The organism is Pseudomonas sp. SMN11 (genome assembly GCF_052041945.1).
In the GTDB taxonomy this organism is placed as follows: domain Bacteria; phylum Pseudomonadota; class Gammaproteobacteria; order Pseudomonadales; family Pseudomonadaceae; genus Aquipseudomonas.
In genome coordinates this window covers 179,443-192,626 of sequence record NZ_JBKGGW010000007.1, presented here as the reverse complement: position 1 = coordinate 192,626, position 13,184 = coordinate 179,443, and the positions used below count along the sequence as shown (strand labels likewise).

Genomic DNA, 13,184 nt, shown 5'->3' with positions numbered 1-13,184 from the left:
AAAGCAGAGCAAAAGCAGAGCAAAAGCAGAGCAAAAGCAGAGCAAAAGCAGTACGGGGGTCAGCGTGGCTTGAGGTCCAGCCTGCGCAGATGGCACGTCACTTCCTCACGGTCGTGATACAGCTGCTTGCAGGCAATCGACACCTTGACCTTGCGCGCCTTGAACGTTGCCTCCATACGGTCCAGCAACCGGCGCACCTCGGCATAACGCTGCTTCATCGGCAACTTCAGGTTGACGATCGCCTCACGGCACAACCCCTCGCCCAGCCAGGTCTCGATCAACGAAGTAGTACGCGCCGGCTTCTCGACAATATCGCAGACCATCCAATCCACCGGCTGCTTCGGCTGCCAAGTGAAACCATCGGCCATCAAGTGTTGTACCAGCCCGGTGTCCATCAGGCTTTCAGCCATCGGCCCGTTGTCGATGGCGGTCACCAACATGCCACGGCGCACCAGCTGGTAAGTCCAGCCACCCGGCGAAGCACCCAGGTCGACCCCGGTCATGTCGTCATTCAGGCGCTGTTCCCACTTCTCACGCGGGATGAACTGGTGCCACGCCTCCTCCAGCTTGAGGGTCGAACGGCTGGGTGCCTCACGCGGGAACTTCAGGCGCGGGATGCCCATCGGCCACAGCGCGCTGTTGTTCGCCTCGGCCACGCCAACGAATACCCGGCGGCCGCTGATGAAAGTCAGCAGCAGGCGCGGCAGGCTGGCGTTGTCGACCAGGCGGCCGGCCTTTTCCAGGGCCTTGCGCAGCGGCACTTCGAACTTGCGGCAGAAGGTCGACAGCTCCTTGCCTTCGTTGCTGTCCAGTACCTCCAGCCACAGGCTGCCGAACACCGGGTGCTCGGCCAGATGCGCCAGCAGCACGCTGATGCGGTCGGTTTCCGGCAGCTCGATATACGTGCCTCGCGCCCACTGGCGCGGGAAGATCAGCTGCGCGAAGCGCAGCTGGGCCATCAGGCGCTCGGCACCTTCGGCCTCGGCACAGACGAACTCGGCACAAGCGCTCTGCGGCTTGCCCTTGGCATAACCGGCCACACCCAGCTGGGCGGCATGTTCGCTGATCTCGGCGCAGACCTCACCCTCGAAACCGGGCCGGCAATGCATGAACAGGGTACTCATCTCTCACTCCACTACGGCTGGCGCACTACGGGCGCCGGCAGGGCGGCGATGATAAAGGAAGATCGGAACCTGCGACATGCCCCGCCGGTCCAGAAAAGAGTCAGGGGCACCAAACGGAGCTAACCTGACCATTCAGCCAGGTCCGTGCCGTGCGGACCGAAACAGCGCGGTGGCACCGGCCACAACCCGCCGGGCCGGGCCCCGCCGCACAAGGAGTTGGCAATGCCCTCGCTCGATAGCCTGAACACCCTCAAGACCCTCCAGGTGGCTGACCGCACCTATCACTATTACAGCCTCGCCGAAGCCAGCCGGCAGCTGGGCGATCTGCAGCACCTGCCCATGTCGCTCAAGGTACTGCTGGAAAACCTGCTGCGCTGGGAAGACAGCAAGACCGTCGGCACCGATGACCTGCGCGCCCTTGCCGGCTGGCTGCGGGAGCGCCGCTCCGACCGTGAAATCCAGTACCGCCCGGCGCGGGTGTTGATGCAGGACTTCACTGGCGTGCCGGCTGTGGTCGACCTGGCCGCCATGCGCGCCGCCATGGCCAAGGCCGGCGGCGACCCGCAGCGGATCAACCCGCTGTCGCCGGTGGACCTGGTGATCGACCACTCGGTGATGGTCGACCGCTGCGCCACGCCGCAGGCCTTTACCCAGAACGTCGACATCGAAATGCAGCGCAATGGTGAGCGCTATGCCTTCCTGCGTTGGGGCCAGAGCGCCTTCGACAAGTTCCGCGTGGTACCACCGGGCACTGGTATCTGCCATCAGGTCAATTTGGAATACCTCGGGCGCACGGTATGGACCCGCGAAGCCGATGGACGCACCTATGCCTTCCCCGACACCCTGGTCGGTACCGACTCGCACACCACCATGATCAACGGCCTCGGCGTGCTCGGCTGGGGCGTGGGCGGCATCGAGGCGGAAGCGGCCATGCTCGGCCAGCCGGTGTCGATGCTGATCCCCGAAGTGATCGGTTTCAAGCTCACCGGCAAGCTGCGCGAGGGCATCACCGCCACCGACCTGGTGCTGACCGTGACGCAAATGCTGCGCAAGAAAGGTGTCGTGGGCAAATTCGTCGAATTCTACGGCGACGGCCTGGCCGACCTGCCGTTGGCCGACCGCGCGACCATCGCCAACATGGCCCCCGAATACGGCGCCACCTGCGGGTTCTTCCCGGTCGACGAGGTCACCCTCGACTACCTGCGCCTGTCCGGTCGGCCAAGCGAAACGGTGCAACTGGTCGAACAGTATTGCAAGGCTCAGGGCCTGTGGCGCCTGCCTGGTCAGGAACCGCTGTTCAGCGACACATTGGCCCTGGACATGCAGGACGTCGAGGCCAGCCTGGCCGGGCCCAAGCGGCCACAGGACCGGGTCGCCCTGGGCCAGGTCCACCAGGCCTTCGACCACTTCATCGAACTGCAGCCCAAGCCGCTGGCCAAGGAGGTCGGCCGCCTGGAGAGTGAAGGCGGTGGCGGCGTGGCGGTCGGCAACGCCGATCAGGCCGGCGAAATCGACTACAACCATGAAGGGCAGACCTACACTCTGCGCGACGGCGCCGTAGTGATCGCAGCGATTACCTCGTGCACCAACACCTCCAACCCCAGCGTGATGATGGCGGCCGGCCTGGTTGCGAAGAAGGCCCTGGAAAAAGGCCTGCAGCGCAAGCCCTGGGTCAAGAGCTCGCTGGCCCCCGGCTCGAAGGTGGTGACCGATTATTACAAGGCCGCGGGGCTTACCCCTTTTCTCGACCAGCTTGGCTTCGACCTGGTCGGCTATGGCTGCACCACCTGCATCGGCAACTCCGGGCCACTGGACGATGCCATCGAAAAAGCCATCGGCAGTGCCGACCTCACGGTCGCCTCGGTCCTCTCGGGCAACCGCAATTTCGAAGGCCGCGTGCACCCGCTGGTCAAGACCAACTGGCTGGCCTCACCACCGCTGGTGGTGGCCTACGCGCTGGCCGGCAGCGTGCGCATGGACCTGACCCAGGATGCACTGGGGACGGGCAAGGACGGCAAGCCCGTCTACCTGCGCGACATCTGGCCAAGCCAGCAGGAGATCGCCGACGCCGTGGCCAAGGTCGATACCAGGATGTTCCACAAGGAATACGCCGAAGTATTCAGCGGCGATGCGCAATGGCAGGCCATCGAGGTGCCGCAGGCGGCGACTTATGTCTGGCAGGACAACTCCACCTACATCCAGCACCCTCCGTTCTTCGATGACATCGGCGGGCCGCTGCCCGAGATCAAGGACATCCGCGGTGCGCGTATCCTGGCCCTGCTCGGTGACTCGGTCACCACCGACCACATCTCACCGGCCGGCAACATCAAGGCCGACAGCCCGGCCGGGCGCTACTTGCGCAGCAAGGGCGTGGAGCCGCGAGACTTCAACTCCTACGGCTCGCGGCGCGGCAACCACGAGGTGATGATGCGCGGCACCTTCGCCAACATCCGCATCCGCAACGAGATGCTGGCGGGCGAAGAAGGTGGCAACACGGTGTACGTGCCCAGCGGCGAAAAGCTGTCGATCTATGACGCCGCCATGCGCTACCAGGCCGAGGGCACGCCGCTGGTGGTGATCGCCGGTCAGGAATATGGCACCGGCTCCAGCCGCGACTGGGCGGCCAAGGGCACCAATCTGCTGGGGGTCAAGGCCGTGCTGGCGGAAAGTTTCGAACGCATTCACCGCTCCAACCTGGTGGGCATGGGCGTGCTGCCACTGCAGTTCAAGGCCGGGCAGAACCGCAAGCAACTGGGGCTGACCGGCAAGGAGCAGATCGACCTGCTGGGCCTCAGTGATGCGCAGATCAAACCCGGCATGAGCCTGCCGCTGCGGATCACCCGCGAGGATGGGCAACAGCAGCAGATCGAAGTCCTCTGCCGGATCGATACCCTCAACGAAGTGGAGTACTTCAAGTCAGGGGGGATTCTGCATTATGTGCTGCGGCAGATGATTCGCAATTGACCCGCTGATCCCGTCCAGTGCCCGTTGCCTCCAGCGCCGCGCCTGCGGCGCTGGAGGCGCATGCCCACAAGAAAAGTCTGTCATTTGCCGGTAGCACTTTGATGGCCGGTCGGTCATCATTGACTCGAAATGTCATCTAACGGTCATGAACGCAGGCAAAAACCCCACCTTCCCAACACTGGACGGCGGTCGGCCATACTGCAATCGCGGTGATGGCCAATTGCCCCAAATCAAGTAATTTAAATATCCATTCAATAAAACCAGTGGCTTGCCGATATCTGTCGAAAGCCTTACGGACTATTCAGCTCATGCGCAACAACCAGCCGATTACCCAGAGGGAACGGACTTTCCCTGCCCAACAACGGTTGATCTCCACCACCAATGCCAAGGGTGTGATCACCTACTGCAACGATGCCTTCGTGGAGATCAGCGGTTTCACCCGCGAAGAGCTGATTGGCGCCCCCCACAACCTGGTGCGTCACCCCGATGTGCCGACGGCGGTGTTCGCCCACATGTGGCAAACCCTCAAGCAAGGCTTGCCGTGGATGGGCATCGTCAAAAACCGTTGCAAATCCGGCGACCACTACTGGGTCAACGCCTACGTCACACCGATTTTCGAGAACAACCAGGTCGTAGGTTTCGAGTCGGTGCGCGTCAAACCGACCGCCGAGCAGATCCGCCGTGCCGAGGCCCTGTACCAGCGCATCAACGACGGCAAGACCGCCATCCCACGCCGGGATCGCTGGCTGCCGGTGCTGCAGGACTGGCTGCCGTTCATCCTGATCAGCCAGGTCGGTTTCCTGATTGGCAACTGGCTCGGTCACTCCTGGGGCTTCGCACTCGCCGCCGGCCTGTCGGTACCGCTCGGCCTGCTCGGCCTGAGCTGGCAGCAACGCGGCCTGAAGCGCCTGCTGCGCCTGGCCGAACAGACCACCTCCGACCCGCTGATCGCGCAGATGTACACCGACAGCCGTGGGGTGCAGGCGCGCCTGGAAATGGCCATGCTCAGCCAGGACGCGCGCATGAAGACCTGCCTGACCCGCCTGCAGGACAGCGCCGAGCACCTCAGCGACCAGGCCCGCCAGTCCGATGCCTTGGCACACAAGAGCTCGTCGGGCCTGGAGCGCCAGCGCGTGGAGACCGAACAGGTCGCCGCCGCCGTCAACCAGATGGCCGCCACCACCCAGGAAGTGGCCAACCACGTGCAACGCACCGCTGACGCCACCCAGGAAGCCAACCGCCTGACCAGCCAGGGCCGGCAGATCGCCGGGGAAACCCGCGATGCCATCGAGCGCCTGTCGAGCGCCGTGGGCGAAACCGGCCAGACCGTGACCCAACTGGCCAAGGACAGTGACGAGATCGGTGGTGTGGTCGATGTGATCAAGGGCATCGCCGACCAGACCAACCTGCTGGCGCTCAATGCCGCCATCGAAGCGGCCCGCGCCGGCGAGATGGGCCGTGGTTTTGCCGTGGTCGCCGACGAGGTACGCCAGCTGGCCCAACGCACTGCCGAATCGACCGGGCAGATCCACGGCCTGATCGCCAAGCTGCAGCAAACGGCCAACAACGCCGTGCTGACCATGGAAACCGGCCACCGCCAGGCCCAGGAAGGCGTCGAGCGCGTCATGCAGGCCGACCAGGCACTGGTCGGGATCAGCGAAGCAGTGGCTAATATCACAGACATGGCGACCCAGATCGCCGCCGCCACCGAAGAGCAGACTGCAGTGGCCGACGAGATCAGCCGGAATATCAGCACCATCGCCCAGCTGGCCGACCAGACAGCCGAGCAGGCGCAGCATTCGGCGCTGCTCAGCGAAGAGCTGACCAGCACTGCCGGCGGCCAGTATTCGCTGGTGGAACGGTTCAACCGCTAACGGCCATTGCCTACGCGATTATTGTAGGAGCGGCCTTGCGTCGCTAAAGGGCTGCGAAGCAGCCCCAGATTTTTGCCCTACTGCAAGATTGCCGGGGCCGCTTTGCGGCCCTTTCGCGACGCAAGGCCGCTCCTGCACAGATCGCGTACAGGCGTCTTACCAGTCCAATGTCAGCCGGCTCTCGAAGTAGCGCTCCTCGCCGGTCAACGGATCGGCGAATCGCAAGCTCTGCGCCAGCAGCTTCAACGGCCGCTGATAGTCGTCCTCTTCCTTGAGCAACTCGGGATAGAACGGGTCATTGCAGATCCCGGCCCCCAACGCCGCCATGTGCACACGCAACTGATGCGTCTTGCCCGTTACCGGCGACAGCCCATAGCGCCACAACTCGCCATTTTTCTCCAGCACTTCGGCAAAGGTCTCACTATTGGCCTCCCCTGCCACTTCGTGCATGCGGAAGAACGGCTCGCCATGCACCAGGCGACTCTTGTGCACCAAAGGAAACGCATGCTGCGGCAAAGCGGCAGCGATGGCTTGATAGCGCTTGTCGATCCGCCGCTCCGGGAACAAACGTTGATACGCGCTGCGCGTCTGCGGATTGGCGGAGAACAGCACCAGCCCGGCGGTGTGCCGGTCGATGCGATGCAACGGCACCAGGTGCGGGTTGCCCAGGCGGCGGATCAGGCGGCGCAACAGTGTGTGCTCGACGTATTCACCGGTTGGCGTTACCGGCAGGAAATGCGGTTTGTCGGCCACCACCAGGTGCTCATCCACATGCAGGATGGTTTCCTGCACCGGAATCGGCCGCTCGTTGGGCACTTCGCGAAAATAGTGAAGGCGCATGCCGCGCCGGTAGGGCAAGTCGGCAGCAATCGCCCTGCCCTCGGCATCGAGCACCCGGCCCCGCGCGAAGCGGTCAAGCCATTGCGCGCGTTCGATGGCCTTGAAATGGTCGCACAGGCAATCGAGTACCGTCGCCCAGTTGCCGGGCGGCAGGCAGACCGTGCTGGCTTGCTGGTGAGCGGGGTCGAAAGGCGTGGTCATGGCAAGGCTCGAGCTATCAAAGCCGGCCATTATCCCCCAAGCCCGGTGCCTCAACCAGCCTCGACCATCCCCTCGCTATGCGCCTTCAACCAGCGCAGTACCTGCACGGGTTCCCAACGCCCAGGGTCATAGAGCGCATAGACCAGGCCCTGGTAACCCACGACATCCAGCCCCCGGTGGTAGCCGGCACGCTGGAACAAGGCCTCGATCTCGGCAAAACAGGTGTTGAAATGCACCTTGCCGAACGGCGTGCGGTCATCGGTGACCAGGCCTTCGACGCGCAATTCCAGTACGGCGTCGCACACCCGCTCCACCGGCATACGGTTGACGCTGTACTTGAGTTGCTCGACGTTGAGCATGGGTCTACCTCTATACTGTATTTATATACAGCATACGAAGAGCGACACCGCTCCGTCAATTAGCCTGAACGTTACTGCAAGCCTGGCAGGTAGCCTGTGCCCTTGCGAATGGTCAGCACCTCGCGGCGCGGCGCGGCTGCTGACACCGACAGGTGAACCCAGCTGTCGAATTCCAGGATCAGCTGGTCGAACGCCACATCACTCTTGCTTACCTGCCTGACCACTTCCCGGTTGTCTACGCCGATCACCGTGAAATCGGCAGCCAGGCCTTTCACATGCTGACTGCCTCGCGTCCCGCCGACGCGCGAATTGACCGCCGCGCTGCGGTATCCGCTGCTGACGATGACGGGGCACCCGAACAACACCCGGACCTGCTCGAGCGCTTGGCAAAGCAGGCGCAGATTACTCAAGACTTCAGGTGGAGGGGTGTTGTCCAACCCTTCTCTCGCAGCAGTTTGCGAAGTAATCAATTCTTCCAGGGCGAAATGTGGCGTGATCAGCATGGCGGGGCTCTCGATGAAAATGCAAAAGGACCGATGACCATTCAACGGTCCGTCATCTTCATTTCTGGCCTGCAGGCCATGCACGAGGGCAAGCATTCCCGCTGCCCGTCACTGGGCGAGGAAGGCCACTACCTGTTCGGCATCGAATGGCCAGTGCAGCTCTGCCGAAGTATCACTGCGCCGCAACACCGGAATGATCAATCCGTACCGCTCGAACAACGCCTGGTCATCGGCGATGTCGACCAACTCGATCAGCAAGCCGTGTTCGACAAAGGGCATCAGCACGGCTTCGGCCACTTCGCACAAGTGGCACCCGACGGTACCGAAGAGTTGGCATTCAGGCAGCATGGTGGGCAAGACCCGATTTGGCTGTAGGAAGAGACTTATTCTAAGTCTGTCCTGCCCCCTCTGCACCTGACCCTGCTCAATCCTGGCTGGTGGCACCGATCCGGTGCAGCGACAGGTCTGCGCCCTGGAACTCCTGCTCATGGCTCAAACGCAGGCCATGCAGTTGGCGAATCAGGCCATACACGGCAAAACCACCGATCAGTGCGACCAGGACGCCCGCCAGGCTGCCCAATAGCTGACTGATCAGGCTGACCCCGCCCATCCCCCCTAGTGCCGCTTGGCCAAACACCCCGCAAGCGATCCCTCCCCACAGCCCGCACAAGCCGTGCAGTGGCCACACACCGAGCACATCGTCGATCTTCCAGCGGTTCTGTGCAGCGGTAAAACTCCAGACGAACAGCACTCCCGCCACCAGACCGGTGGCCAGCGCACCGATGGGGTGCATGAGGTCAGAGCCGGCACAGATCGCCACCAGCCCCGCCAGCGGCCCGTTGTGCAGGAAGCCCGGGTCGTTGCGCCCGGCCAGCAACGCCGCCAGGGTGCCACCGACCATGGCCATCAGCGAGTTGATCGCCACCAGGCCGCTGACGCCCTGCAAGGTCTGGGCACTCATCACGTTGAAGCCGAACCAGCCGATGATCAGGATCCACGAGCCCAGCGCCAGAAACGGAATGCTCGACGGTGCGAAGGCCACCAGGCGGCCGTCGCGATAGCGCCCGCGCCGCGCGCCCAGCAATAGCACTGCCGCCAGCGCCAGCCAGCCGCCCATGGCATGCACCACCACCGAACCGGCAAAGTCATGGAACGGCGCACCGAAACAGGCCTGCAGCCAGGCCTGCACTCCCAAGTTGCCATTCCACACCACACCCTCGAAGAAGGGGTAGATGAACGCCACGATCAACGCTGTGGCACACAGTTGCGGCGCGAAACGGGCACGTTCGGCGATCCCCCCCGAGATGATTGCAGGAATGGCGGCGGCGAAGGTCAGCAGGAAAAAGCATTTGACCAGCGCATAGCCGTGGTCCGTAGCCAGTTGCGACGCTGGCTGCAGGAAATTCACGCCATAGGCGATCCAGTAGCCGATGAAGAAATACACCAGCGCGGAGATGGCGAAATCACTGAGGATCTTTGACAGCGCATTGACCTGGTTCTTGTGGCGCACGGTGCCCACTTCGAGAAACGCGAAGCCGGCGTGCATGGCAAGCACCAGAATGGCGCCCATGAGGATGAACAGGGTGTTGGAGCCGTGGACGAGGGAGTCCATTGCGCTGTGCATGTTTTCCATGAAAGTGGCAGGCCTGCTGAAAAAGCACCAGGACAGTTCAAGAACCTGCATCCCTGCACCGAATCGGTGCCAGCTTTTGCCCTGTTTTGCCGAACCGGGCGCAGCCTGCGTGGTTTTTTCTTGGGTTTGTCGTGGATTGGGTTAAGGTTTATCGGTATCCGCCAGGGTCGACGCCCTGGTTCGGCGCACCGCCCCGGGTTACGCCCCGCGTTGTGGCAATTCTCAGTAGCAAGGCCCATACCAGCACCGCTAGTGAACCTTCCACACGCTCGGTCACTCGAATGCCCTACAACACTTGCACACCTACTTAGGGAGAGCCCCATGGCCAGCAAATCGGCAAAGACTGCACAAGAGATATTGATGGCTGACTTCCAGGCCTTGGTCCGCGATACCGAGAAACTGCTGGCCGATACCGCCAACCTGGCGGGCGACCAGGCCGACGAGCTGCGGGAGCAGATCCACGACCGCCTGACCCAGGCCCGTGAAACCCTGCAACTGACGCAGGACTCGGTGCGAGAGCGTGGCCAAGCCGCCCTTGGCAGTGCCGAACAGTACGTCCAGGAAAACCCTTGGCAGGCCATTGGTATTGCCGCAGGCGTCGGCTTATTGATCGGCCTGCTGGCCAATCGGCGTTGAGGAGCTCTCATGGAGAATGACAGCATTGGCACCAGCGCCTCGGGCAAGCGTCTGGGCGCGGCGCTGCTGGGGCTGCTGCACAGCCATATCGAACTGTTCGGCATTGAACTGCAGGAGCAGAAAGGACGCACCCTCAGCCTACTGCTGTTCGCCGGCCTGGCCCTGGTGTTCGCGTTACTGCTGCTGACCGCACTTTCGGGCTTGCTGCTGGTGCTGCTGTGGGACAGCTATCGCCTGGCCGGCATCATCGGCCTGTGTGTCTTCTATGGGGTAGCGGCGCTGTACTGCGGCCTGCGCCTGAAAGCTGCCGTGTTCGATGAGTCATCGCCGTTTGGTGCGACCCTCGAAGAACTGGCCAAGGACCGGGAGCGCCTGTTGCCATGAGCCTGCCTGAACTTCCGAACACCCGTAACCCACGGGAACTGCGCAAGGCATTGCTGCGCCTGCGCATGGAAATGCACCGCCAGGAAATTCGCCACGAGTCCGGTCAGATGCTGCAACCCTTGCAGCGCTTGCGCGGGATGGGCAGCTCGCTGCATGGCGGGTTGGGTATCAAGCATGCGCCGTTGTGGGGCATCGGCGCCGTCGTGGCGCTGGGCTTCCTCACCGGCAAAGGGGTACGCAGCGGTAACCTGAGCCGCCTGGTCCGCCTGGGGACCAGCCTGCTGCCGCTGGTGCGCCTCTACTTGCAGGGCAACCGTCGCCCTTGAACGCCTTCCGGCCCTGATCCCACAGGGCCGGTCTCCATAAGCCCTTGCACGCCTGCTCACGACACCGGAAGCTATACCCTTCGATCGACAGGAGACCGCGCCTTGGACTGGCACACCCTGCTCACCCGCGAACGCCTCGGCAAAGCCCTCTACAGCGCTGAAGAACTGGGCCGCAGCCCCTTCCACAAAGACCATGACCGGATCATCTTCTCAGGGGCGTTTCGCCGCCTCGGGCGCAAGACCCAGGTCCATCCCGTTTCCAGCAACGACCATATCCATACGCGCCTGACTCATTCCCTGGAGGTCAGCTGCGTGGGCCGCTCGCTGGGCATGCGCGTCGGGGAAACGCTGCGCGACAGCCTGCCCGAGTGGTGTGAGCCCAGCGACCTGGGCATGATTGTGCAGTCGGCCTGCCTGGCTCACGACATTGGCAACCCACCCTTCGGCCACTCCGGCGAAGACGCCATTCGCCACTGGTTCCAGCAGGCCGCCGGGCGTGGCTGGCTGGACGACATGAGCGACGACGAGCGCGCCGACTTCCTCAACTTCGAAGGCAACGCCCAAGGCTTTCGCGTACTCACCCAGCTCGAGTACCACCAGTTCGATGGTGGCACCCGGTTGACCTACGCGACCCTGGGCACCTACCTCAAATACCCCTGGACCGCGCGGCATGCCGATGCTCTCGGGTACAAGAAGCACAAGTTCGGCTGTTACCAGAGCGAGCTGCCACTGCTCGAACAGATCGCCCGCAAGCTAGGCCTGCCGCTGCTCGAAGAACAGCGCTGGGCGCGCCATCCGCTGGTCTACCTGATGGAGGCGGCAGATGACATCTGCTACGCCCTGATCGACCTGGAAGACGGTGTGGAGATGGCACTGCTGGACTACGCCGAGGTCGAGGCGCTGTTGCTCGACCTGGTCGGTGACGATTTGCCGGAAACCTATCGCCAGCTTGGCCCTGACGACTCCCGGCGACGCAAACTGGCCATACTGCGTGGCAAAGCGATCGAGCACCTGACCAATGCCGCTGCCCGCGCCTTCGTCGAGCAGCAGCAGGCACTGCTGGGCGGGCACCTGAGCGGTGACCTGGTCGAGCACATGCACGGCCCGGCCAAGCGCTGCGTATTGCAGGCCAAGGACATGGCACGCAACAAGATTTTCCAGGACAAACGCAAGACGCTGCATGAGATTGGCGCCTATACCACGCTGGAAATCCTCCTCAACACTTTCTGTGGTGCCGCCCTGGAACAACATGGCGGGCGCACCCCTTCGTTCAAGAGCCGCCGCGTGCTCGATCTGATCGGTAACAACGCACCCACCCCGCAAGACTCGCTGCACAAGGCCTTCCTGCGCATGATCGATTTCATCGCTGGCATGACCGACAGCTATGCCAGCGAGATGGCTCGGGAAATGACCGGGCGCTCAAGCCCGACCTGAAGTCACGGGCAGCGTCGCCCGATGCAGTACCGAGCGACGCCTTTGACGTTAAGAAACTTCCTACAAACAACCCCAGCTCATTAAACACCAACTAAACAGGCCAATAAAAATTTAGCAAAACACCTTCAACAGTGAAGCATATCCTTACACTTCGTAGCCGAAATTGAACTTAGCTGTAAGCCGTTTCCCATATATAGCCAATCTTTCTACTGCATCCCCCTGCCGACTTGCAACTGGGGTAAGGTGCCTCCTGCCTCCGTCATCCGCCGCAGGAAATCTGAACATGAATACTGTATTTATTGTCGATGACCATCCTGTCATCCGCCTTGCTGTCCGCATGCTGCTCGAAAACCAGAACTACAAGGTTGTGGGCGAATCGGACAACGGCGTGGAAGCCATGCAGATGATTCGTGAAACCCAACCTGAGCTGGTCATTCTGGACATCAGCATCCCCAAGCTCGACGGCCTTGAGGTCCTTTCACGCTTCCAGGCCATGGCCATGCCGCTGAAAGTCCTGATTCTCACTGCACAGTCTCCGGCGCTGTTCGCCGTGCGCTGCATGCACTCGGGCGCGGCAGGTTATGTTTGCAAGCAGGAAGACCTGAGCGAACTGCTCAGTGCTATCAAGGCCGTACTCGCCGGATACAATTACTTCCCCAGCCAGGCCATTCACAGCAATCACGAAACAGCAGACTCTGACTTGCGACTTTTCCGACTCGTTAACGACCGAGAACTTATGGTCTTGCAACTTTTCGCCCAAGGCCGCAGCAACCAGGAGATCGCCAAAGGGATGTTCCTCAGCAACAAGACCGTTAGCACCTACAAGAAGCGACTCATGCAGAAGCTGCAGGCCGACTCGTTGGTCGATCTGATCGAAATGGCCAAACGCAACGCGCTGGTCTGAGG

13 protein-coding genes are annotated in these 13,184 nt (G+C 62.4%); 7 read left to right on the top strand and 6 right to left on the bottom strand.

Translation table 11 applies throughout. The annotated features are described in order from the left end of the window. Positions 1-59: 59 nt before the first annotated feature. The gene (rlmM, locus tag ACLEJU_RS09875; RefSeq protein ID WP_435423332.1) at positions 60-1,124 is read right to left on the bottom strand and encodes a 23S rRNA (cytidine(2498)-2'-O)-methyltransferase RlmM; all 1,065 of its coding nucleotides are present in this window, start codon (positions 1,122-1,124) and stop codon (positions 60-62) included. 222 nt (positions 1,125-1,346) lie between these two features. On the opposite strand from rlmM, the gene acnA reads away from it, so the two are divergent. Together acnA and ACLEJU_RS09865 are read left to right on the top strand one after the other, a co-directional pair. Next, positions 1,347-4,088: an aconitate hydratase AcnA gene (acnA, locus tag ACLEJU_RS09870; RefSeq protein ID WP_435423333.1), complete on the top strand. Its 2,742-nt coding sequence runs from the start codon at positions 1,347-1,349 to the stop codon at positions 4,086-4,088. Positions 4,089-4,396: 308 nt separating this feature from the next. Next, positions 4,397-5,962, top strand: a complete 1,566-nt coding sequence (locus ACLEJU_RS09865) for a methyl-accepting chemotaxis protein (RefSeq protein WP_435423334.1) — start codon at positions 4,397-4,399, stop codon at positions 5,960-5,962. Positions 5,963-6,118: 156 nt separating this feature from the next. On the opposite strand, the gene ACLEJU_RS09860 is transcribed toward ACLEJU_RS09865, so the two are convergent. From ACLEJU_RS09860 to ACLEJU_RS09840, 5 genes are all read right to left on the bottom strand, one after another. Next, a complete protein-coding gene (locus ACLEJU_RS09860; protein ID WP_435423335.1) occupies positions 6,119-7,003 on the bottom strand; it encodes a pseudouridine synthase in 885 nt (294 codons plus the stop codon). A 50-nt stretch (positions 7,004-7,053) separates the two neighbouring features. Beyond that, positions 7,054-7,362 (bottom strand): transcriptional regulator, encoded by a 309-nt coding sequence (locus ACLEJU_RS09855; RefSeq protein WP_435423336.1) that lies wholly within the window; start codon positions 7,360-7,362, stop codon positions 7,054-7,056. Between the two features lie 71 nt (positions 7,363-7,433). Continuing rightward, a complete protein-coding gene (locus ACLEJU_RS09850) occupies positions 7,434-7,865 on the bottom strand; it encodes a D-Ala-D-Ala carboxypeptidase family metallohydrolase (protein ID WP_435423366.1) in 432 nt (143 codons plus the stop codon). 108 nt (positions 7,866-7,973) lie between these two features. Then, the gene (locus ACLEJU_RS09845; RefSeq protein WP_159409487.1) at positions 7,974-8,213 is read right to left on the bottom strand and encodes a glutaredoxin family protein; all 240 of its coding nucleotides are present in this window, start codon (positions 8,211-8,213) and stop codon (positions 7,974-7,976) included. A gap of 76 nt (positions 8,214-8,289) precedes the next feature. After that, entirely contained in the window at positions 8,290-9,498 is a 1,209-nt protein-coding gene (locus tag ACLEJU_RS09840) for an ammonium transporter (protein WP_435423337.1), read from the bottom strand. 321 nt (positions 9,499-9,819) lie between these two features. Between ACLEJU_RS09840 and ACLEJU_RS09835 the strand changes: the two genes are divergently transcribed. From ACLEJU_RS09835 to ACLEJU_RS09815, 5 genes are all read left to right on the top strand, one after another. Next, positions 9,820-10,134 (top strand): DUF883 family protein, encoded by a 315-nt coding sequence (locus tag ACLEJU_RS09835; protein ID WP_060508089.1) that lies wholly within the window; start codon positions 9,820-9,822, stop codon positions 10,132-10,134. 9 nt (positions 10,135-10,143) lie between these two features. Then, a complete protein-coding gene (locus tag ACLEJU_RS09830) occupies positions 10,144-10,518 on the top strand; it encodes a phage holin family protein (RefSeq protein ID WP_435423338.1) in 375 nt (124 codons plus the stop codon). After that, positions 10,515-10,844 carry a hypothetical protein gene (locus tag ACLEJU_RS09825; protein ID WP_435423339.1) on the top strand — a complete coding sequence of 110 codons (330 nt, stop codon included), beginning with the start codon at positions 10,515-10,517 and terminating at the stop codon, positions 10,842-10,844. The genes ACLEJU_RS09830 and ACLEJU_RS09825 overlap by 4 nt, the downstream gene beginning before the upstream one ends. A gap of 102 nt (positions 10,845-10,946) precedes the next feature. After that, complete coding sequence (locus ACLEJU_RS09820; RefSeq protein ID WP_435423340.1) at positions 10,947-12,278, top strand: deoxyguanosinetriphosphate triphosphohydrolase; 1,332 nt, start codon at positions 10,947-10,949, stop codon at positions 12,276-12,278. A gap of 283 nt (positions 12,279-12,561) precedes the next feature. Continuing rightward, complete coding sequence (locus tag ACLEJU_RS09815) at positions 12,562-13,182, top strand: response regulator (RefSeq protein WP_435423341.1); 621 nt, start codon at positions 12,562-12,564, stop codon at positions 13,180-13,182. The last annotated feature ends 2 nt before the right edge of the window (positions 13,183-13,184 follow it).